The organism is Mesorhizobium sp. M1B.F.Ca.ET.045.04.1.1, assembly GCF_003952465.1.
GTDB classification, from domain to species: domain Bacteria; phylum Pseudomonadota; class Alphaproteobacteria; order Rhizobiales; family Rhizobiaceae; genus Mesorhizobium; species Mesorhizobium shonense.
On the sequence record NZ_CP034448.1, the window covers coordinates 5485340 to 5506376 of the forward strand.

The following is a 21037-nucleotide window of genomic DNA, read 5'->3' on the forward strand; positions in this document are numbered from 1 at the left end:
GAGCAAGCGGTGGGCAAACTGTGAAGCGCGTTCTTCGAATGCTTGCCGCGGTGATCATGGCGTCCGGGGTGGCCGGCTGCACGAGCATTTCCTATTACGCGCAGTCGCTGGAGGGTCATGTTGAGATCATGGCCGCGCGGAAAAATGTCGGAAAACTGATCCATGATCCTTCGACCCCCAAGGCATTGCGCACCAAGTTGACGTCGGCGAGCGCCATACGACGGTTTGCGACAGATGAACTGGCGCTGCCCGAAAACAACAGCTACCGCAGCTATGTCGATATCCGTCGCGACGCTGTGACCTGGGCCGTTTTTGCCGCGCCGCAATTCTCGCTGACGCCGCGAACATGGTGCTTTCCGGTCTTCGGCTGCGTTCCCTATCGCGGTTACTTCGACCGGAAAGCCGCGACTGAAAGCGCCGTCGAACTTCATAGGCAGGGGCTGGACGTCTATGTCTCAGGCGTCACCGCATATTCTACGCTGGGCTGGTCAAGCGACCCGCTGCTAAGCACCATGCTGCGTCAGGACGACACCTATCTCGCAAGCCTTGTCTTTCATGAACTGGCGCATCAGCGCCTCTACGTGAACGATGACTCCGCCTTCAATGAGGCTTTCGCGGTTGCCGTCGAAACCACCGGCACAAGGAAATGGCTGCGCGCCACCGGCGATCGCGCCGGATTGCGCCGCTACGAAGCCGATCGCAAGCGCAGGGTCGATTTTCTCGGACTGGTGTCGAAAACGCGGGACGAGTTAAGGCAGGTCTATGGAAGTCCCCGTACGTCGGAGCAGATGGCGGCCGCCAAGGCAGCGGCGATCGACAGGCTGCGGATGCGTTACCGGCAACTGCGCGACAAGCGCTGGGCCGGGTACCGGCGATACGACGCCTGGTTCGATGCCCCGATCAACAACGCGAAGCTCGCCGCGACTGCCGTCTACGGCGAACAGGTCCCGGCATTCCTTCGCTTGTTCGACCTGTGCTCCGGCGATTATCCAAGGTTCTACGCTTCTGTTCGACGGATTGCGGATTTGCCCAAACCTTCCCGAGCCAAAGCGCTCGAGGTTGCGGATACGTGTGAACAGGCACGGAGGCCGATGGAAACCGGCCTATAGCTTCCTGAAAAACCCCGACAGAATATTCGGACCCGCTTCGCCGGGGCGCAGCCTGATGCCGTCCTGCTGCCCTCCGGATTCGGAAATCGTTACATGGCGGAGTTGAACGCAGCGTAACTGGCGGGGGCCGGCTCGCAAACTCCGGCATGCGGCGATCTCTCGCGCGTGGAAGGCGCTGCAGATCTGCCTCTTCGAGGATGAGCGAGCATGCCCGCGAGTCGCAATTTGTTGCGGCTGGTCCACTACAACCGAGCGGCGGGGCCAGCCGCCGCGACTTTCCACAGCCGAACTGACCTTTTCTGGGTGCATCTCCCGGTTCTGCCTGTCGTTACGGCAGTTTGCCTATGGGTGTGGCATTTCTGCCACCACTAATTTAGACAACCCCTGCTAGAAACGCGCCGGGTTTATAAAGGGGTATGGGGCTATGTTTACGCGCTTTTCAGCGAAATCTCTTCTGTTGTCCGCCGTTTTGGCGGTTGCTTTGATGTCTGCCGCCCAAGCGGCAGACGTCGTGCAGCCGGTCGAGGCTTCCGGCTTCAACTGGAGCGGTCTCTATGTCGGCTTCGGTGTCGGCGCCGGCGCCAATGTGCATGAGATCAGCAGTGATTTCATTCCGGGCATTTCACTCAACGGCATTGGCGGCGAAGGCATCTATGGCGAAGCGACCGTCGGCTACGACTACATGGTCTCGCAGCGCTTCCTGCTGGGCGCCCTGCTCGACGCTCATGTCGGCACCATCAAGACCTCGCTCGATGCGTTCGGCCTCGATGCCGACGTCAAGGAGACCTACGGCTTCGACGTCGGCGTGCGTGCCGGCTATCTCTTGACGCCGAGCACGCTGGGTTACGTTCTGGGCGGCTATGCCTGGCAGAAGTACAAGCTCGACACCAACGCCGGCTTCGGCATGGACTGGGATCAGGGCGGCTATTTCGTCGGCGCCGGTGTCGAAACCGCCATCAATGCCAACTGGACGCTCAAGGGCGAATACCGCTACACGCGCTTCAGCACCACGGACGATTTGCTTTCGCAGTTCGGCGCGCCGGATGGCGCGCTCAACCTCGACACCTCGCGCCATACCTTCCAGGTTGCCGCCAGCTACCGCTTCAACGCCGCCAATGGCGGCGGCACAAGCTTCGAGACGCCGACCTATAATTGGACCGGCTTCTATGTCGGCGGCGGGCTCGGCGCCGGCGCGTCCGTGCATCAGATCGATGTCCCGCCGGCGGGCGTGAAATTCAACGGACTGGGCGGCGAAGGCGTGTTCGGCGAGGCAAGCCTCGGCTACGACCAGGACTTCGGCAGCTGGGTGGCAGGCATCATGGTCGACGCGCGTTATTCCGGCATGACCTCGGAGCTCGACCTCGGCGGCGGCCAGATCAACCTCGATACCGACTATGGCTTCGACGTGCTCGGCCGCGTCGGCATGAAGGTCAACGAAGCGACGCTGGCCTATGCGCTGGCCGGCTACAGCTGGCAGCATTTCGATCTCAATGCCTCCGACCCGATCGGCGACATCATCGACTGGGGCTCGAGCGGCTTCTCCGTCGGCGGCGGCCTGGAAACGGCCGTGTCGGACAAGATGACGGTCGGCATCGAATACCGCTATTCGCAGTTCGAGAAGCACGACTTTTCGGCGGATCTCGGCGCGCCGGACGGCAGCATCACCTCGACGCCGTCCTTCCACACGGTGCGGATCGACGCCAAGTACAAGTTCAACTAAGCCCTCCAGGCAAAACTTCAGAAGCCCGCCACCCGGCGGGCTTTTTTTCTTTTCCGCCGGGCCTATCTGTCGCCCGTCCGCGCCTCACCCTATGCTTCGGCAGCAGCCGCCTGTGACACTCGCTGGGAGGAGAGTCTATGCAATGCGCAGTTCTCGCTGCGGGTGGGCGGTGTTGCGTCCGACAAGGGAGAAGATCATGAGGAAGCTCATCGTCACCGAGTTCATCAGCGTCGACGGCATCGCCGAGGTCGAGAAGCTGCCGAACGTCACCTGGAACGACGAGATGAACAGGTTCAAGGAGGACGAGCTTGCCGACAGCGGCGCCATGCTTCTCGGCCGCACGACCTACGAGATCTTTGCCGGCTCATGGCCGAAGGAAACCGGCGATTTTGCCGACCGCTTCAACGCGCTGCCGAAATATGTCGTCTCGACCAGGCTGAAGGCGCTCGACTGGCAGCCGGCCGAGCTGCTTGGAGGCCCCCTGCCCGACGCCGTTGCCAAACTGAGGCAAGGAAGCGGCGGCAACATCTATGTGCACGGCAGCTTGAGCATTGCCCGGCAATTGCTCAGCCACGGCCTCGTCGACCGCCTCAGGTTGCTGGTCTATCCCGGCGCCGTCGGCCAGGGCAAGCCGCTTTTCCCGACCGAGAAGCCGCTTGCGCTGGAGCTGATTTCAGCCGTGCCGTTCAGCAATGGCGTGGTGGCGCTGGAGTATCGGCCAGGAAAGTGAGAGATGCACGCTGACGCCCGATCCGGTTCGTCAGCCGCCCCTCACTTCTGCCGAAACGCCGTGTGCAGCGACGTCGTCAGCGGGCCGAGAATATAGTCCAGCGCGGTGCGTTCCTCGGTCACGATCATGACGGACGCCGGCATGCCGGGATAAAGCTGGATCTGCGGGGCGGCGGCGAGCTCTTCCGCGTCCACCGCAACGTCGGCGACATAATAGGGAAAGCCGGTTTTGGCATCGGTGACGCGGTCGGCCGAGATGCGGGTGACGCGGCCGTGGATGACCGGCGTCGTGCGCTGCTTGTAGGAGGTGAAGCGCACTTCGGCCGTCATATCGGCGCGCAGGCTGGATATGTCCTCGACCTTGACCTGCGCCTGGACGATCAGCGAATTCCTGGCCGGCACGATGTCGAGGATAGTCTGGCCGGGGGAGACAACCGCGCCGGTGGAAAAGACCGTGAGGTCCATCACCTGGCCGTCATAGGGCGCGCGCACTTCGGCACGGTCCACCGTGGCCTGCGCGGCAAACATCTTCGGCACCAGATCGGCGAGGTTGGACTGGGTGTCGATCAGCATGGCCGAGAGCTTTGCGCGGCGCTCGTTGGTGAGCTGCGCTATCTGGCTCTCGAGCTCGGCCTTGCTCTGGCGGTTTCCCGCAATTTCGCCGAGAGCCTGGTCGATCAGGCCCTGCAGGTCGGACGCCGAGCGGTCAAGCTCCAGGATACGCGGCTTGGTCGTCAGCCCGGCTTTCAGCAGCTTGTTGAGGCCCGCCTTTTCGTCGATCGTCGATTTGAGCTGAGCGCGAAAGGATTCGACGCGCGCCTGCTTGCCGTCGATCTGCTCGTCCAACTCGGCGATCCGCTTCTGCAGGATCTGCCTGGCGCCGGCCATGGAAGCGCGCTGGCTTTCGAGGTCGGCAATCTGGTTGGCCATCGCGTCCTGCAGGTAGGCTTGGTGCTCGGCGGTGATGTCCTTCGGAAAGGCGACCGCCTCATGGCCGTCGAGCTCGGCGCGGATGCGGGCATCGGTGGCGCGCAGCAGCGCATATTGCTGCGAATAGAGATTGAATTCGGAACGGGCACGTGTGTCGTCGAGCACAACCAGCACGTCGCCGGCCCTGACCATGTCGCCGTCCTTGACCCGGATTTCCTTCACCGTGCCGCCGTCGAAATGTTGGACGCTCTTGCGGTTGCCCTCGACCTTCACCACCGCGTCGGCAAGCACGGCGCCGTTGAGCGGCGCGAGAGCCGCCCAACCGCCGAACACGCCGAAGAAGAGCGCGATGATGAGCACGCCGACCCAGACCGGTCCCCGGATCGAATCCGGGTTGGTGCCCTCGCCGTCGGCGCCCGGGAGGCTGCGATAGGTGGCGGCGATATCGGTCATTGGGTCGCCACCGCGATGGGCGCGGCGCGCTGGTTGAGCAGCGCCACGATCTCGTTTCGCATGCCGAAGGCTTCGACCGCGCCGTCCCGCAAGAGCAGGATCTTGTCGACATTGGCCAAAGTCGAGGGCCGGTGCGAGACGATGATGACCGTGCTGCCACGGCGCTTGAGCTCCAGCGCGCATTCGCTGAGCGCGCGGTCGCCATCGGCATCGAGATTGGAGCTTGGCTCGTCGAGCACGATGAGGTTCGGCATGCCGAACACGGCGCGGGCCAGCGCGATGCGCTGCCGGTAACCGCCGGACAGCACCGCGCCGCCCTCGCCGATCTGCGTCTCGTAGCCTTGCGGCAGGCGGATGATCATCTCATGCACGCCGGCGAGCCGGGCGGCCTCGATCACCTCGCGGTCGACATCGGTCTTGAAGCGGCCGATGTTGGCGGCGACCGTGTCCGAAAACAGCTCGATGTCCTGCGGCAGGTAGCCGATATGGTCGCCGAGCGACTCCCGCCCCCATTGCGTGAGGTCGGCGCCGTCCAGTCGCACCGTGCCGCGGCTCGGCTGCATGATGCCGGCGAGATGACGGGCGAGCGTGGACTTGCCGGCGCCGGATGGACCGACGATGCCGAGCGCCTCGCCGGCATCGAGCCGGAACGAGACGTCGCGCAACAGCACCTTCTGCAGGCTGGGAATGGCGAAGCTGAGCTGCTCGACGGCAATCTTGCCGGTCGGCTTCGGCAGGTTGAACGAGCGCTCGCCTTGCGCGCCGCCGTCAAGCAGCTTCTCGACCCTTGCAAGGGCGGCCCGCGCCAGGATCAGGCCGCGCCAGAGGCCGACGATCTGCTCGACCGGCTGCAGCCCCCTGCCGAGCAACAGGCTGGCAGCAAACATCGAGCCGCCGGTGATCTGCCGCTCGATGACCAGATAGGCGCCGAGGCCGAGGATCAGCGACTGCATGGTGAGGCGCAGGAAGCGGATCAGGCCCGACATCAGCGCGGCGCGGTCGCTGGCCTGCCCCTGCTGCCGGAGCGCCAGGCCGCGGTCGCGCCCCCAGCGGCGCACGAGGCCCTCGAGCATGCCCATGGCGCGAACGACTTCCGCGTTCCTGAGGCTCATCTCGGTGAAATTGTAGTTGGCCGTGGCGAGGTCGTTGGCCTGCTTCAGCGGTGCCCGCACCATGTATTCGTTGAGCACCGCCATGGCGATGAGAAGCAGCGAGGAGCCAAGCGCGAAGAAGCCCAGCCATGGATGCAAGAGGAAGATGATGCCGATGTAGATGGGCGACCATGGCAGGTCGAACAGCGCGTGGATGCCGCTGCCGGTGATCACTTGGCGGAACGTGTCGAAATCGCGTATCGGCTGGCTTTGCGCGGCGCCCTGCGACGGGGTCTCGACCGATGCGGCCAGGATTTTTGCCGAGAGCAGCCGATCGAGCCGCGCGCTGGCCCGCGTCAGGATCGCGGCGCGGACAAGGTCGAGACCCGCCAGCGCCAGGAAGGCGGCGAGCAGCACCAGGGTGAGCATCACCAAAGTGGTCTCGCTGCCGCTGGTGACCACACGATCGTAGATCTGCAGCATGTAGAGCGGGGATGCGAGGTAAAGCAGATTGATCGCCAGGCTGAACACCGCCGCGAAGAGGAAATAGCGGCGGCAGGCGCGAAGCGCATCCCTCACAATCTTGGATTTCTTGTCGAAATTCAACATACCCAGCGGAGAACCGCCCCCCGTCCAAACTGCTTGCCCGGAAGCGATCCTAACTCCCGATCCCTCCACCGGCCACGCGATCCGCCCGTAAACCTGCTGTAAACCTTAATTCGTAACCTCGAATCGTCGGCTTCGCGGGAGACGAGGTGAGCCGCGCGTAGCCGCGGGCTCACCTCCTTCGTCACAGCACGAAGTCGCTGGCCGTCAGTCCGAGATTGATGCCGGTCAGCGTGATCTGGAAGTCGGCCGTCGTATTGCCGCTCACATCGACGTGGACGATGGTGTTGCCGCCGCTTTCGGACCAGGTGATGCTGTTGGCGACGGTGGCCGAGTTCTGTCCACCGAACAGGAAAGCCTGATCGCCTGGGGCGGCAGCGGCATCGATCGAGGAGAGGTCGATCTTGTCGACGCCATGCACGAAGTCGGTGATGGTGTCGAAATTTCCGGCGGTTGGCGCGGAATCCGTGACATTCGGCCCGTAGTAGAATGTATCGGCCTCTGCTCCGCCGGTGAGTGTATCTGCGCCGACACCGCCGACGAGCCTGTCATTGCCATCGCCACCATTCAGTGTGTCGTTGCCATCCTGCCCGAAAAGCGTGTCGTTGCCAGCCAGGCCGAAGATTTGGTCCGCTCCGCCATTGCCGTAGAGGACGTCGTCGCCGCCCACGGGATTGCTGAGGTTGTCGCCCGAGTTACCGTTGCTGCCGGTGATGACCTGGAACGTCTCGCTGTATTGGTATGCGGGCCCAACTGGGTCACCGACCTGTGTTGCCTGCACGGTGATGGAATAGGCCTTGCTCGGCGAGAGATCCGCGGAATTCAGTGTGCTGCCGGTGATCGAGAACAGCCCCGGGTCTGATTGCGAAGTGATGCTATAGACGAAGCTGCCGGGGTCCGGGTCGGTCGCGGTTAGCGTCCCATGGAACTGGAATGAGCTGAAAGTCACATCCCCGGTGGTGGTGCTCGGTGTAAGCTGGATATCGGTCGGAGCAAACCGGGGTGGGCCGTCGGCGGTGCCGAGAATGTCGATGGCGACCGAGCTGTGGGTGCCGTCGGCGCTGACCACGTCGAAGCTCTCGAGATAGTGCTGGCCGTCGACGAACTCGTCATGCGCCGAGCTTGCCGTGTAGGACCAGTTGCCGTCGGCATCGATGGAGAAGGTGCCATAGTTTCCGGCGATATTGTTCTGGACGACGAAGTGCGGATCGCTGTCGACGTCGGATATGGTGAGCTGGCCGCTGGTCGAGATGTCGGCGGCCGTGTTGCCTTCGGTCAGGTTGACCGAGGCCGAAGAAAGCGCTGCGGCATCATTCGCTCCGTGTATGGTGATGTCGATCACCTGCTGGGTTCCGTCGACGGTGGTCACCGTCACCAGTTCATGCAACGTGGTGTTCGCGCCAGTGCTGTTGAGCGCCTGCACGGCAGCATTGTTGTCGTCGAGCGTGTAGCTCCAGGTTCCGTTCGCATCAATCGAGAACGTGCCGTAGCTTTTGGCGGCGGCGGTCTGCGTATTGAAGGTCGCGGCATTGTCGACGTCGGTCGCATTGAGATCGCCAGACGCCGTCGCATCACCAGGAGTGCCATTGGCCACGCCGCCCTTTTCCGTCACGGACGTATCTTGTACCCCGTTGGCCGTGATCACCGCCGCGTCGTTGGCGCCGTTGATGGTGATGGTGATGTCCTTGGTCGTGCCGTCCGAGGTCTGCACCGTGATGGTGTCGGTCAGCGCCGGATCGCCGACGTTGAGCGCCTGCACGGCGGCATCGTCTTCGTTGAGCGCGTAGCTCCACTCGCCGGCCGCATTGATGCTCAGCGTGCCGTGCACGCCGTTGGTCACTACCGAGAAGTCGGTCAGGCTGTCGACGTCGGTCGCGTCGAGGTCGCCGGTCGCCGGCGAGGTGCCGGCCGTGCCGTTCGAGACACCCGAGGCTTCGGTCACCGACCCGCTGTCGTCGCCGGTGATCACCGCCGCGTCGTTGGCGCCGTTGATGGTGATGGTGATGTCCTTGGTCGTGCCGTCCGAGGTCTGCACCGTGATGGTGTCGGTCAGCGCCGGATCGCCGACATTGAGCGCCTGCACCGCAGCATCGTCCTCGTTGAGCACGTAGCTCCACTCGCCGGCCGCATTGATGCTCAGCGTGCCGTGCACGCCGTTGGTCACCACCGAGAAGTCGGTGCCGCTGTCGACATCGGTGGCGTCGAGATCGCCGGTCGCCGGCGAGGTGCCGGCCGTGCCGTTCGAGACACCCGAGGCTTCGGTCACCGACCCGCTGTCGTCGCCGGTGATCACCGCCGCGTCGTTGGCGCCGTTGATGGTGATGGTGATGTCCTTGGTCGTGCCGTCCGAGGTCTGCACCGTGATGGTGTCGGTCAGCGCCGGATCGCCGACATTGAGCGCCTGCACGGCGGCATCGTCCTCGTTGAGCGCGTAGCTCCACTCGCCGGCCGCGTTGATGCTCAGCGTGCCGTGCACGCCGTTGGTCACGACCGAGAAGTCGGTGGCGCTGTCGACATCGGTCGCGTCGAGGTCGCCGGTCGCCGGCGAGGTGCCGGCCGTGCCGTTCGAGACGCCCGAGGCTTCCGTCACCGCACCGGCAGCATCGCCGGTGATCACCGCCGCGTCGTTGGCGCCGTTGATGGTGATGGTGATGTCCTTGGTCGTGCCGTCCGAGGTCTGCACCGTGATGGTGTCGGTCAGCGCCGGATCGCCGACATTGAGCGCCTGCACCGCAGCATCGTCCTCGTTGAGCACGTAGCTCCACTCGCCGGCCGCATTGATGCTCAGCGTGCCGTGCACGCCGTTGGTCACCACCGAGAAGTCGGTGCCGCTGTCGACATCGGTGGCGTCGAGATCGCCGGTCGCCGGCGAGGTGCCGGCCGTGCCGTTGGCGACGCCGGAAGCCTCGGTGACCGAACCGGTCGCATCGCCGGTGATCACCGCCGCGTCGTTGGCGCCGTTGATCGAGATGACGATGTCCTTCGTCGTGCCGTCCGAGGTCTGCACGGTGATGGTGTCGGTCAGCGCCGGATCGCCGACATTGAGCGCCTGCACCGCAGCATCGTCCTCGTTGAGCACGTAGCTCCACTCGCCGGCCGCATTGATGCTCAGCGTGCCGTGCACGCCGTTGGTCACGACCGAGAAGTCGGCGGCGCTGTCGACATCGGTCGCGTCGAGGTCGCCGGTCGCCGGCGAGGTGCCGGCCGTGCCGTTCGAGACACCCGAGGCTTCGGTCACCGACCCGCTGTCGTCGCCGGTGATCACCGCCGCGTCGTTGGCGCCGTTGATGGTGATGGTGATGTCCTTGGTCGTGCCGTCCGAGGTCTGCACCGTGATGGTGTCGGTCAGCGCCGGATCGCCGACGTTGAGCGCCTGCACGGCGGCATCGTCCTCGTTGAGCGCGTAGCTCCACTCGCCGGCCGCGTTGATGCTCAGCGTGCCGTGCACGCCGTTGGTCACGACCGAGAAGTCGGTGGCGCTGTCGACATCGGTCGCGTCGAGGTCGCCGGTCGCCGGCGAGGTGCCGGCCGTGCCGTTCGAGACGCCCGAGGCTTCCGTCACCGCACCGGCAGCATCGCCGGTGATCACCGCCGCGTCGTTGGCGCCGTTGATGGTGATGGTGATGTCCTTGGTCGTGCCGTCCGAGGTCTGCACCGTGATGGTGTCGGTCAGCGCCGGATCGCCGACATTGAGCGCCTGCACCGCAGCATCGTCCTCGTTGAGCACGTAGCTCCACTCGCCGGCCGCATTGATGCTCAGCGTGCCGTGCACGCCGTTGGTCACCACCGAGAAGTCGGTGCGCTGTCGACATCGGTGGCGTCGAGATCGCCGGTCGCCGGCGAGGTGCCGGCCGTGCCGTTGGCGACGCCGGAAGCCTCGGTGACCGAACCGGTCGCATCGCCGGTGATCACCGCCGCGTCGTTGGCGCCGTTGATCGAGATGACGATGTCCTTCGTCGTGCCGTCCGAGGTCTGCACGGTGATGGTGTCGGTCAGCGCCGGATCGCCGACATTGAGCGCCTGCACCGCGCATCGTCCTCGTTGAGCACGTAGCTCCACTCGCCGGCCGCATTGATGCTCAGCGTGCCGTGCACGCCGTTGGTCACGACCGAGAAGTCGGCGGCGCTGTCGACATCGGTCGCGTCGAGGTCGCCGGTCGCCGGCGAGGTGCCGGCCGTGCCGTTCGGACGCCGGAGGCTCCGTCACCGACCGGTCGTCGCCGGTGATCACCGCCGCGTCGTTGGCGCCGTTGATGGTGATGGTGATGTCCTTGGTCGTGCCGTCCGAGGTCTGCACCGTGATGGTGTCGGTCAGCGCCGGATCGCCGACGTTGAGCGCCTGCACGGCGGCATCGTCCTCGTTGAGCGCGTAGCTCCACTCGCCGGCCGCATTGATGCTCAGCGTGCCGTGCACGCCGTTGGTCACGACCGAGAAGTCGGTGGCGCTGTCGACATCGGTGGCGTCGAGATCGCCGGTCGCCGGCGAGGTGCCGGCCGTGCCGTTGGCGACGCCGGAGCCTCGGTGACCGAACCGGTCGCATCGCCGGTGATCACCGCCGCGTCGTTGGCGCCGTTGATCGAGATGACGATGTCCTTCGTCGTGCCGTCCGAGGTCTGCACGGTGATGGTGTCGGTCAGCGCCGGATCGCCGACATTGAGCGCCTGCACCGCAGCATCGTCCTCGTTGAGCACGTAGCTCCACTCGCCGGCCGCATTGATGCTCAGCGTGCCGTGCACGCCGTTGGTCACCACCGAGAAGTCGGTGCCGCTGTCGACATCGGTGGCGTCGAGATCGCCGGTCGCCGGCGAGGTGCCGGCCGTGCCGTTCGAGACGCCGGAGGCTTCCGTCACCGCACCGGCAGCATCGCCGGTGATCACCGCCGCGTCGTTGGCGCCGTTGATCGAGATGACGATGTCCTTCGTCGTGCCGTCCGAGGTCTGCACGGTGATGGTGTCGGTCAGCGCCGGATCGCCGACATTGAGCGCCTGCACCGCAGCATCGTCCTCGTTGAGCACGTAGCTCCACTCGCCGGCCGCATTGATGCTCAGCGTGCCGTGCACGCCGTTGGTCACGACCGAGAAGTCGGTGGCGCTGTCGACATCGGTGGCGTCGAGATCGCCGGTCGCCGGCGAGGTGCCGGCCGTGCCGTTCGAGACACCCGAGGCTTCCGTCACCGCACCGGCAGCATCGCCGGTGATCACCGCCGCGTCATTGGTGCCATGTATAGTGATTGTAACTGTCTGCGTGTCAATGCCGCCATGGCCGTCATTGGCCTTGACTGTATAGGTCAAGGTCAGGGTCTCATTGGCGGCCAGGAAGTCGAAGTTCTGCGGCGTCGAACTGAACGACCAGCCGAGATTGTGGGTATCGCCGGGATCGGCCGCGAGCGGGCCCGGCGACAGCGTAAGCATGCCCAGCACGTCGGCGCTGGTCAGCCCGCCCGTAGTTCCGCCGAGCGAAACGGAATCGACCGTCGCCGCCACGGTATCCGACAGATCGGCGTCGTTCACTGTAAGCGTGCCCGAGGACGTCAGCGGCGCATTGGTCTCGTTCAGCGAAGCCGCCGCGCTGTCGCTCGTCACCAGGTGGATGTCGGGCGCATCGTTGGTGCCTGCTATGCGAACGGTCGCGGTCGCCCAGCTCAGCGTCCCGTTAGCGAGCTTGATGGCGTAGGTGAACGTGTCGGTAAAATACTCGCCCGCTCCAAGCGCCTGCAATTGAGCGGCGACCCCAGTTGTGTCGTAGTGGACGTATCCGTCACTTCCGATCCAGATTTTCGCACCCATGGAGCTGGTATCAGAGGTGCCAGCTAGTCCGGCGGTGTCGGTCGTGTAAGTGACATCCTTCGTCAGGAGATCCGTGGGATAGGTATTGCCGTTTGTGCTCGTTCCTGTTGAGCCGGAAGCATCGTCGACCGACCACAGTGTCTTGGCGGCGCCGCCGCTGTCGTTGGCAAGCACGTTCAGCTTGAGTACACCTGTCAGGTCCTCCGTCAGCGGAATGCCCGAAGCGGTGACTGTCAGGAGATCATCCTGTGCCTGCGGCGTGTTGGAGAACGACGTCGTTGTGCCGCCTGCATCGGAGATTTGCGTAGCCATTATTTTCTACCCCCTGGCGGACGCCCCAGCGCCGCTCATTGCCGTCCGACAGACGACAGACCACCCCATGCCGACGAATCGGCGCCCAGTCTTCCGGGACAGGAAATGATCAATTTGCCATGCAACCAGGCGCAACCCGACGGCCCGATCCGTGAACGGCCGGCCCATTATGGCGGTTCACAGACAGGCGGTGGCTCGATGGTGATGGCTGCTACGGCTATCAATAGCCGCGCTGCGTTTCCCCTGCCCCAGTAGCGCCGTAACTCGTTGTTGCCGGTCGGGAGATAATTCGCGCTACCCTATATATTAGGATATTATTAACTTTACCCAGGGAGCGTCAACAGCCAATTCGATGAAGAGTTAATGACAAAACGCGTACTTGTACGCATTTGTGGATAAACTGCATTGATAGCCATGGAAGTCCAAGTCATCGGAGATTGGCTATAGGTGGAGCGAATCGACCGGAGCCGATCCGTCACACAACCATCTTGCCGGGCTTGCCGCCGCGCTCGGCAACCGCTTTCTCGACGGCGCGTTTCAGCTCGTCCTTGATCTCGACCGTGTCGGCCATCAGCGTCTCGATCTTGAGGAAGTCGAGCACGCGGTATTTCGAGACGGCCGGGCGGATGAGGATGTCCGGCGGGTGCTGCCGCAGCTTGTTGGCGATGATCGACTGCATCATCAGCTGCGTCGCGCCGTACATCAGGTCGACGGTGGTCGGGTGCTTGCGCTCGACGTCGCTCGGCGCGCCCACCACGTCGATGGCGATGATGATGTCGGCATCCTGCTCGACCAGATCGAACGGCACGGGATTGTAGATGCCGCCGTCGATCAGCACCCGGCCGTCGCGCGTCACCGGGCGAAACACCGCCGGAATGGCGGCCGACGCCGCCAATGCCGAATGCAGGTCGCCCTCGGCGAAAACGGCGAGCTTGTGGCCGAAATAGTCGGTCGCCGTCACCTTGAGCGGGATTTTCAGCTCCTCGAAGGTCGCGGGGATGGCCTCGGGCAGGAAGGCCTTCAGGATGCGCTCGACATTGCACTGGCCGACGCGGATGCCACCCTGCATGGCCTCGGCGATCGTGCCCGGCCGCGAGCGCCACATGCGCGCGGCCACCTCGGCGCGGCTGCCGAGGATCGCGAGGCTGTAGTCGTGGATTTCCGTCCCCCGCATGCCGGCGGCCATGCCGGCGCCCATGATGGCGCCGATCGAGGAGCCGGCGATCGCCACCGGCCTGATGCCGAGCTCGTCCAGCGCCTCGATGGCGTGGATATGCGCAAGTCCCCGCGCGCCGCCGCCGCCGAAGGCAACCGCGAAGGTCGGGCTCATCCCTTGCCGCCTCCCGCCACCTGCACCAGCGGCGGACCGACCACCATCACCGCCGGGTCGGCCGAAAGGAGCTTCCTCGCCGCCGCCTTGACGTCTGCAAGCGTCACCGCGTCGATCAGCGCGGCGCGGCGCTTGATATAGTCGATGCCGAGATTGTCGAGCTGGAGCTCGACCAGCGTCGAGGCAATAGAACTGGAAGAGTCCAGGTTGTTTATGGCGTAGGCGCCGATCATGTATTTCTTGGTCGCCGCGAGCTCTTCCGCGGTCGGCCCGTTCTCGGCCATCTCCTTCACCACCTGGCGCACGATCGACAGCGTCTCGGCGGCGCGGTCGGAGCGCGTCGCGGTGGTGACCAGCAGCGCGTTGGAATGCTCGTGATCGACGAGGTCGGAGCTGACGCCATAGGCAAGGCCGCGCTTTTCGCGCACCTCCTCGTAAAGGCGCGAGGTGAAGGTCGAGCCGCCGAGAATCTCGTTCATCAGCACGGCGGCGTAGAAATCGGGATCGCTCCGTTTCACGCCGGGCCAGGCAAGCTGCAGGGAGGTCTGCGGCAAGTCGTAATTCACCTCTAGCTGCTGGCCGAGCTTGGGCGCGATGTCGGCAACCGGGGCCAGTGTCTGCTTGTCCGGCAGGTCACCGAACACCTCGTCCAGCTTGCCGCTGAGCGTGGCGGCATCGATATCGCCCACCACCGCCACATGCAGGCCGCCGCGGGCGAAATTCGCCTTGTGGAAGGCCTTGAGGTCGTCGGCAGTGATGGTGGCGAGGCTCTCCTTGGTGCCTTGATCCGGCCGCGCATAGGGATGCCCCCCATAGATCGCGCGCAGCCAGCGCTGCTGGGCGATCGTGTCGGGATCGCGCTCATTGGCAAGGATGCCGGAAAGCACCTGGGCGCGGATGCGGTCGATCGGCGCCCGGTCGAAGCGCGGGCCGTTCACCGCCAGCTTCAGCAGACCGAAAGCCTCGTCCTTCTGGTCGGACAGCATGCGCATCGAGCCATAGGTGCCGTCACGCGCCGCCTGAAAACTCATCTCGGCGCCGGCATCGTCGAGCTTCAGCTGGAAGGCTCCACTGTCGAGGTCGCCGGCGCCTTCGTCGAACAGGCCGCTCATCAAATTGACCAGGCCTTCCTTGCCGGCGGGATCCTGCGCGGTGCCGCCGTCAAAGACGAAGCGGACGGCAACCAGCGGGATCGAATGGTCTTCCACCAGCCAGGCGGTGATGCCCTTCTTCGACTTCACCTCCTGAATGTTCATCACCGCGTGGGCGGCAAGCGCCGGCAAGAGCAGGAAGAACAGGGCAAAGCAAAGGGTGGCGACGATGCGGTAGAGCCCCCCTTCTCCCTTTGTGGGAGAAGGAAAGGTGCTCATACGACCAAGAACCAGGCTCATCATCAATTCCCCGCCTGTTGCTGCGGCAAGAGATAGCCGGTCGTCGAACGGTCGAGCACGAGATAGCGGGCGGCGACCGTCTTGATCTCTTCGGCGGTGACCTTGCGGATGCGGTCCGGCCATTCCAGCACATCCTTCACATTGCCGCCGGTGGCGAGCGTCGAACCGTACATATTGGCCATGTCGTCCTGCTTGTCGCGGGCAAAGATCATCGAGCGGACATAGCGGGTCTTGGCCCGCTCCAATTCGTCGTCAGTGACACCGTCCTTGACGATGCCGGCGATCTCGGCGTCGACCGCGGCCTCGACATCGGCAAGCTTGGCGTCGCCGCGCGGCGAGCCATAGACGGTGAAGTTGGTGGCATCGAGCATGGTGCCCTGGAAATAGGCGCTGGCCTCGGAGGCGATGCCCTGCTTCACCACCAGCTGCTGGTAGAGGCGGCTGTGGTTGTCGCCGCCCAGGATCTCGGCCAGGAGGTCGAGCGCCTCGGCCTCGCCGGGCTTGGCGGTATGATAGGACGGCACCACCCATTGCGTCGAAAAGCTCGGCACCGAGACGCGCGCATCTGTGAGCGTCACGGTGCGCCTGGTGTTCTGCTCGGGCTCGACGGGTCGGATGCGCGGCCGCAGATCCGGCCCGCGCGCGATCTTGCCGTAGGTCCGTTCGGCCATCGCTTTCACCGCGTCGGCATTGACGTCGCCGGCCACCACCAGCACGGCATTGTTCGGGCGGTAGTAACTGTCATAGAAGGCCTTGGCGTCGGTGCGGTTCAGCTGCTCCATCTCCTGCATCCAGCCGATCACTGGAATGCGGTAGGGCTGGTTCTGCCAGAGCGTCGCGTCGACCTCCTCGTCGAGCACAGCCTGCGGATTGCTGTCGATGCGCGAGCGACGCTCCTCCAGGATCACGTCGCGCTCGGTCTTGATGACGTCGTCGGTGAGGATGAGGTTGCGCATGCGGTCGGCCTCGAAACCCATCATCTCTTCGAGCGCCGAGGGCGGCACCGTCTCGTGGAAAGCGGTGTAGTCGTAGGAGGTGAAGGCATTGTTCGAACCGCCGATCTCGGCGACGGCGCGGTCGAACTCGCCGGCGGCATGATTGGCGGTCGCCTTGAACATCAGATGCTCGAAGAAATGGGCGATGCCGGATTTGCCGGGCGGCTCGTCGGCGCTGCCGATCTTGTACCACACCATATGGGTGACGATAGGCGCGCGATGGTCTGGAACGACGACCACTTCCATGCCGTTGTCGAGCAGGAAATCCTTGGCCTCGGCTTCGTCCCCGGCCCGCGCCGGGGCCTGCGTGGCGAATGCCAGCGTGCCGGCAAGGAGTGCTGCGCCCAGCCCTCTGGTGCTCAATGTCATCAAATGCTCCGGTTTCGGTCGCGCGACGATAGAAAAGGTTCGCTGACGAGGCAAAGTGATTTGTTCGTCATTTTCGAGGCGCTGTTACCCGACCGCGATAAACCTGATCACCGTATCGCCATAGCCTCGCTCGTCCACCACGGAAAAACCCGCGCCTGGCTCGAACGCCGCGGAGGCCGCCTCCTCGACCACGCAAAGCGCGCCGGGCAGAAGCCAGCCGCCGGCTTTTGCCGAGCGAAGCGCACGCTCGCCGAGACCCTTGCCATAGGGCGGGTCGGCGAAGACCAGGCCGAAAGGCGAAAGCGTGCCGGCCTCGCCGAGATGGGCGGCGTCGCGGCGGAAGATTTTCGTCCGGCCGGTGAGCCCGAAGGCCTCGACATTGTCGCGGATCAGCCCGCGGCCTTCCGCCGATTCCTCGATGAAGACGCAATAGGAGGCGCCGCGCGACAGCGCCTCCAGCCCGAGCGCGCCGGTGCCGGCAAAAAGATCGAGCACGCGGCCGCCTTCGAGCTTTTCGGCGTAGCGATGCGCCAGCACATTGAACACCGCCTCGCGGGTACGGTCTGTGGTCGGGCGGATGGCATTCGAACGGGGCGTCGCCAAAGGGCGCCCGCGAAACTCACCGCCGACGATCCGCATTGCCACCCCTCGGACCCTTCGGACCGCGTGGCCCTCTGCCTTCGTGCTTGTCGCCACCGCTTCCCTCGGGGCGGTCGCCTCTTGGCTTGCCGAACGGCTTGCCCTTGCCACCGGGCTTGAACGATGCCTTGCGCGCCTTCGCCTCCGCGGCCTTGGCAGCGTCGGCCTCCGCCCTGCCCTTACCGATCGGGCGCGCGCCCGGCGCCATCCAGACGTTGGCCTTGCGCTGGCCGGGCGGCTCTATCGGCTGCGGTTCGCGCTTGTTGCCGCCGAAGCTGCTGCGTTCGGACTTGCCGAAGCCGCGCTCGGATTTGTCGAAGCCAGACTTGTCGAAGCCAGACTTGTTGAAGCCAGACTTGGGGCCACGCTCGCCGAAGGCCCTGTCGGGCTTGGTCGACAGCTTGCCCAGCGCCTCGTCGCGGCTGCCTTCGCGGCGCTTGCGGGCCTTGATCAGCCCGCCCTCGCCGATCGGACGGCGATCGCCCTCACGTGTGAATCTCGGCCGCTCGGCCTCATCGCGGCGCGGTTCGCTCCGCCGCACCGGCTTGTTGGAAAACGGCTTGGCGATCTCGGCGTCGAAATTGGCGCCGGATTCCTCGATCAGCCGTTCGCCGAGCTGGTCGCGCAGCACGCGACCCTTGATCTCCAGAACATGGCCCTCGGGCAGATCCTCGAGCTGGAACGGCCCGTAGGAGATGCGGATCAGCCGCGTCACATCCAGGCCCAGCGCGCCGAGAATGTTCTTCACCTCGCGGTTCTTGCCTTCGCGCAAGCCGATCGTCAGCCAGGCGTTGCTGCCCTGCTCTCGATCGAGCGAGGCTTCGACCGAGCCGTAGAAGACGCCGTCGACGGCAATGCCGTCGCGCAAGGCGGCCAGCGCGCTCTCCTCGACCTTGCCGTGGACGCGCACACGATAGCGCCGCAGCCAGCCGGTGGCCGGCAATTCGAGCACTCGCGACAGCCCGCCGTCATTGGTCAGCAGCAGCAAGCCTTCCGTGTTGATGTCGAGGCGGCCGATGGTCATCAGCCGCGGCAAGTCGGCAGGCAGCACGTCGAAGACGGTCTTGCGGCCTTCCGGATCGCGGTTGGTGGTGACCACGCCCGCCGGCTTGTGGAACAGGAACAGCCGCGTGCGCTCGATCGGCGGGATTTCCGTGCCGTCGAGATGGATGACGTCGTCGGCCATGACGTTGAAGGCGGGCGAGGTCAGCACCTTCCCGTTGACCTTGATGCGGCCGGCGGCGATCAGCTCCTCGGCGTCGCGGCGCGAGGCGATGCCGGCGCGCGCCAGCCGCTTGGCGATGCGTTCGCCGGCCTCCGGCGCTGCTTCCGAGGGCCGCGGGCGCGGCTTGAAGCCGCCCTGTCCGGACGCGGCGTCGCGCGGCGGACGATCGCTGAAATCGCGCTTGGGCCGCTCGGCGAAATCGCGCTTGGGGCGGTCGCTGAAATCGCGCTTGGGGCGGTCGAAGCGCCTTTCGCTGCGCTCCCCTTCGGCGGCCATCGGCCGGTCGCCGCGCGGCGTGTAAGGTTTGCGCGCGCCGTCGCGCTTCTCGAACGACTTGCCCTCGAGGCGCGGTCCTTTGCGGAACGGTCTTTCGCCACGCTCCCCGCCCGCGCCCGCTTCACGCGGCTTATAGCTGCGCTTGAAATCGCGGCGCTCGCCTTCGGCCGCCATGGGGCGGTCGCCGCGCGGCGTGTATGGCTTACGACCTTCACGCTTCTCGAAAGGCTTGCCCTCGCGCGGCGGGCCTTTGCGAAACGGCCTGTCGCCGCGTTCCGCACCCTCGCCAGTTTCACGCGGCTTGTAGCTGCGTTTGAAATCGCGCTGAGGTCGCTCGCCGTCCGCGGCCATCGGCCGGTCGCGCTTGGCGAACGGCTTCTTGCCGCCGAAGGATGGCTTGCCCTTCTTGCCTGCGGCTCCGCTGCGGTCGCGCGGACCTGCCGGCCTCGATCCGCCTTTGCCCGCACCTTTGCGCGGAACTTTCTTGTCGTTGTCGTCCATTACCTTGGCTCTTCTTAAAGCTGCTACGATGTCGCCCGCCCTTTCGGACGCCCAACGCAGGCAGTGTCATCTTGATTTTTGCGCATATGTCAGCGCGGCAAAAACCGATTCCGGTTTTCAGGGTCACGCGCTAGATAACAGGATCACCGTCGGGTGGCGAGGAGTAATCGGAATGGAAAGCGCGTGAAGCGGCCGGATTTCATGGCTTTGGCGCTCAAGGAAGCCGAGGCGGCTGCAAGCCGCGGCGAAGTGCCGGTCGGCGCGGTGATCGCCAATGGCAACATCGTCGTGGCGAAAGCCGGCAACCGCACGCGCGAACTCGCCGACCCCACCGCCCATGCCGAGATGCTGGCGATCCGCGACGCCTGCCGCAAACTCGCCAGCGAGCGGCTTACCGGCCACGACCTCTATGTGACGCTGGAACCCTGCGCCATGTGCGCCGGCGCCATCTCCTTCGCGAGGCTGCGGCGGCTTTATTTCGGCGCCGCCGACGAGAAAGGCGGTGCGGTGGTCAACGGCGTGCGCTTCTTCGCCTCGCCCACCTGCCACCACACGCCAGACATCTATCCTGGGCTGGGCGAAAGCGAAGCCGCTCTCATCCTAAAGGAGTTCTTTCGCGAGAGACGGAATGGCGGTGAATGGTGAATGGTGAATGGTGAAGAAATTAGTGGGTAGTGAGTAGTGACCTATTCACTATTCACTACTTACAGGCCCAGCCAGTCGAACCAGCCGCCGCTCTTCTTGCCTTCCGCCTGCGCCTTGAGGCGGCGCTCCTTCTTGTACTCGTCCTCGCCGAGCTCGTTCTGCGGCGCGGCGTCGGAGGGCTGGCGATAGGCGAGCGGCGGCTCGCTCAGATATTTGCGCACATTGGGATTGCCCTGCTTGCCTTCGGCCAGACGACGCTGGATCTCGGCGGAGCGGGCAGCACTGGAATCGTCCGGCGACCAGCGCGGCGGATGGCTGGACGCCGAATCGGCCATTGCCTTCTTCACCGCTACCGGGTCAGTCTGCACGTCCTCGACAGCCTCGGGCTGATAGTTCGGATCGTTCTGGTGCGCCGTCGCGTCGGCACGGATGCGGGCGCGGCGGGCCTCGGGCGATTCGGGCCATTCGGCGCTCGCCGTCTGGATGCTCTCCTGCGGCTGCGGCAGATTTTCCTTCTGCCCCGGCGCCGGCTTCACCAGATCCGGACGCGGCTTGTAGTCGATCGGGTCGCGATGCTTCGGTGTGATCGCGGCAGCGCCTGAAACGTCGTCGAAGAGCTGCGCGGCAGCAGTCTTGTCGGTTCCGTAGGTGGGCGAGCTGACGCAGCCGGACATGGCGATGGCCGACACCACGAGCGGCGCCAGCAGCGCGGCGCGCGCAAAAGTCTTTTCGGTCATGCCATAAAGTCCCACTCTAGCTGCCTCTGATCGCCATCGGCCGATGGCGCGGTCCCCGATATTCCCGCATTTGCGATGGAAATCCGGCGACAATTTGTCTGCCGAAGTGTCGCGTGTTTACCTCAACCACTTATTAAGGGCAACGCGCGAGCGGATTTGCGCCGCCCGCGTGGTATTTCTGCATCGGCTTATA

At 64.9% G+C, this 21037-nt stretch carries 15 protein-coding genes; 4 read left to right on the forward strand and 11 right to left on the reverse strand.

What is annotated here, in order from left to right; all coding sequences use genetic code 11:
* The first annotated feature begins 38 nt into the window (after positions 1 to 38).
* The 3 genes from EJ071_RS27140 (at position 39) to EJ071_RS27155 (ending at position 3559) form a co-directional block, all read left to right on the forward strand.
* Positions 39 to 1109: an aminopeptidase gene (locus tag EJ071_RS27140; protein WP_126100601.1), complete on the forward strand. Its 1071-nt coding sequence runs from the start codon at positions 39 to 41 to the stop codon at positions 1107 to 1109.
* A 424-nt stretch (positions 1110 to 1533) separates the two neighbouring features.
* Positions 1534 to 2829 carry an outer membrane beta-barrel protein gene (locus EJ071_RS27150; RefSeq protein ID WP_126100602.1) on the forward strand — a complete coding sequence of 432 codons (1296 nt, stop codon included), beginning with the start codon at positions 1534 to 1536 and terminating at the stop codon, positions 2827 to 2829.
* A 196-nt stretch (positions 2830 to 3025) separates the two neighbouring features.
* The gene (locus EJ071_RS27155) at positions 3026 to 3559 is read left to right on the forward strand and encodes a dihydrofolate reductase family protein (protein WP_126100603.1); all 534 of its coding nucleotides are present in this window, start codon (positions 3026 to 3028) and stop codon (positions 3557 to 3559) included.
* Between the two features lie 41 nt (positions 3560 to 3600).
* Here the strand turns inward: EJ071_RS27155 and EJ071_RS27160 are convergent, their stop codons facing one another.
* The 10 genes from EJ071_RS27160 to EJ071_RS27205 form a co-directional block, all read right to left on the reverse strand.
* Positions 3601 to 4941, reverse strand: coding sequence for an HlyD family type I secretion periplasmic adaptor subunit (locus tag EJ071_RS27160; RefSeq protein WP_126100604.1), 1341 nt, complete (start codon positions 4939 to 4941; stop codon positions 3601 to 3603).
* Positions 4938 to 6641, reverse strand: coding sequence for a type I secretion system permease/ATPase (locus EJ071_RS27165; RefSeq protein ID WP_126100605.1), 1704 nt, complete (start codon positions 6639 to 6641; stop codon positions 4938 to 4940). Before EJ071_RS27165 ends, EJ071_RS27160 begins: the two co-directional genes overlap by 4 nt.
* A gap of 181 nt (positions 6642 to 6822) precedes the next feature.
* Positions 6823 to 10425 (reverse strand): VCBS domain-containing protein, encoded by a 3603-nt coding sequence (locus EJ071_RS27170; protein ID WP_126100606.1) that lies wholly within the window; start codon positions 10423 to 10425, stop codon positions 6823 to 6825.
* Positions 10419 to 11063 carry a VCBS domain-containing protein gene (locus EJ071_RS39630; RefSeq protein ID WP_245459981.1) on the reverse strand — a complete coding sequence of 215 codons (645 nt, stop codon included), beginning with the start codon at positions 11061 to 11063 and terminating at the stop codon, positions 10419 to 10421. The genes EJ071_RS27170 and EJ071_RS39630 overlap by 7 nt, the downstream gene beginning before the upstream one ends.
* Positions 11060 to 12736 (reverse strand): VCBS domain-containing protein, encoded by a 1677-nt coding sequence (locus EJ071_RS27180; RefSeq protein WP_126100608.1) that lies wholly within the window; start codon positions 12734 to 12736, stop codon positions 11060 to 11062. Before EJ071_RS27180 ends, EJ071_RS39630 begins: the two co-directional genes overlap by 4 nt.
* A 475-nt stretch (positions 12737 to 13211) precedes the next feature.
* Positions 13212 to 14066 carry a patatin-like phospholipase family protein gene (locus EJ071_RS27185; RefSeq protein WP_126100609.1) on the reverse strand — a complete coding sequence of 285 codons (855 nt, stop codon included), beginning with the start codon at positions 14064 to 14066 and terminating at the stop codon, positions 13212 to 13214.
* Entirely contained in the window at positions 14063 to 15436 is a 1374-nt protein-coding gene (locus EJ071_RS27190) for a pitrilysin family protein (protein WP_245460358.1), read from the reverse strand. The genes EJ071_RS27185 and EJ071_RS27190 overlap by 4 nt, the downstream gene beginning before the upstream one ends.
* Before the next feature lie 23 nt (positions 15437 to 15459).
* Complete coding sequence (locus tag EJ071_RS27195) at positions 15460 to 16821, reverse strand: pitrilysin family protein (protein WP_126100611.1); 1362 nt, start codon at positions 16819 to 16821, stop codon at positions 15460 to 15462.
* Positions 16822 to 16905: 84 nt separating this feature from the next.
* Positions 16906 to 17460 carry a 16S rRNA (guanine(966)-N(2))-methyltransferase RsmD gene (gene rsmD / locus EJ071_RS27200; protein ID WP_126100612.1) on the reverse strand — a complete coding sequence of 185 codons (555 nt, stop codon included), beginning with the start codon at positions 17458 to 17460 and terminating at the stop codon, positions 16906 to 16908.
* A complete protein-coding gene (locus EJ071_RS27205; RefSeq protein ID WP_126100613.1) occupies positions 17441 to 19462 on the reverse strand; it encodes a pseudouridine synthase in 2022 nt (673 codons plus the stop codon). The genes rsmD and EJ071_RS27205 overlap by 20 nt, the downstream gene beginning before the upstream one ends.
* Before the next feature lie 183 nt (positions 19463 to 19645).
* Here EJ071_RS27205 and EJ071_RS27210 point away from each other — a divergent pair, with 183 nt between their 5' ends.
* Positions 19646 to 20107, forward strand: a complete 462-nt coding sequence (locus EJ071_RS27210) for a nucleoside deaminase (RefSeq protein WP_126100614.1) — start codon at positions 19646 to 19648, stop codon at positions 20105 to 20107.
* A gap of 59 nt (positions 20108 to 20166) precedes the next feature.
* Here EJ071_RS27210 and EJ071_RS27215 read toward each other — a convergent pair whose 3' ends face one another.
* Complete coding sequence (locus EJ071_RS27215) at positions 20167 to 20844, reverse strand: hypothetical protein (protein ID WP_189521230.1); 678 nt, start codon at positions 20842 to 20844, stop codon at positions 20167 to 20169.
* Between the last annotated feature and the right edge of the window lie 193 nt (positions 20845 to 21037).

What these genes read in the sequence shown, in the direction of transcription:
- EJ071_RS27140 (WP_126100601.1), top strand. Translation starts at nt 39, where the DNA reads ATGCTTGCCGCGGTGATCATGGCGTCCGGGGTGGCCGGCTGCACGAGC.
- EJ071_RS27150 (WP_126100602.1), top strand. Translation starts at nt 1,534, where the DNA reads ATGTTTACGCGCTTTTCAGCGAAATCTCTTCTGTTGTCCGCCGTTTTG.
- EJ071_RS27155 (WP_126100603.1), top strand. Translation starts at nt 3,026, where the DNA reads ATGAGGAAGCTCATCGTCACCGAGTTCATCAGCGTCGACGGCATCGCC.
- EJ071_RS27160 (WP_126100604.1), bottom strand. Translation starts at nt 4,941, where the DNA reads ATGACCGATATCGCCGCCACCTATCGCAGCCTCCCGGGCGCCGACGGC.
- EJ071_RS27165 (WP_126100605.1), bottom strand. Translation starts at nt 6,641, where the DNA reads ATGTTGAATTTCGACAAGAAATCCAAGATTGTGAGGGATGCGCTTCGC.
- EJ071_RS27180 (WP_126100608.1), bottom strand. Translation starts at nt 12,736, where the DNA reads ATGGCTACGCAAATCTCCGATGCAGGCGGCACAACGACGTCGTTCTCC.
- EJ071_RS27185 (WP_126100609.1), bottom strand. Translation starts at nt 14,066, where the DNA reads ATGAGCCCGACCTTCGCGGTTGCCTTCGGCGGCGGCGGCGCGCGGGGA.
- EJ071_RS27190 (WP_245460358.1), bottom strand. Translation starts at nt 15,436, where the DNA reads ATGAGCACCTTTCCTTCTCCCACAAAGGGAGAAGGGGGGCTCTACCGC.
- EJ071_RS27195 (WP_126100611.1), bottom strand. Translation starts at nt 16,821, where the DNA reads ATGACATTGAGCACCAGAGGGCTGGGCGCAGCACTCCTTGCCGGCACG.
- rsmD (WP_126100612.1), bottom strand. Translation starts at nt 17,460, where the DNA reads ATGCGGATCGTCGGCGGTGAGTTTCGCGGGCGCCCTTTGGCGACGCCC.
- EJ071_RS27205 (WP_126100613.1), bottom strand. Translation starts at nt 19,462, where the DNA reads ATGGACGACAACGACAAGAAAGTTCCGCGCAAAGGTGCGGGCAAAGGC.
- EJ071_RS27215 (WP_189521230.1), bottom strand. Translation starts at nt 20,844, where the DNA reads ATGACCGAAAAGACTTTTGCGCGCGCCGCGCTGCTGGCGCCGCTCGTG.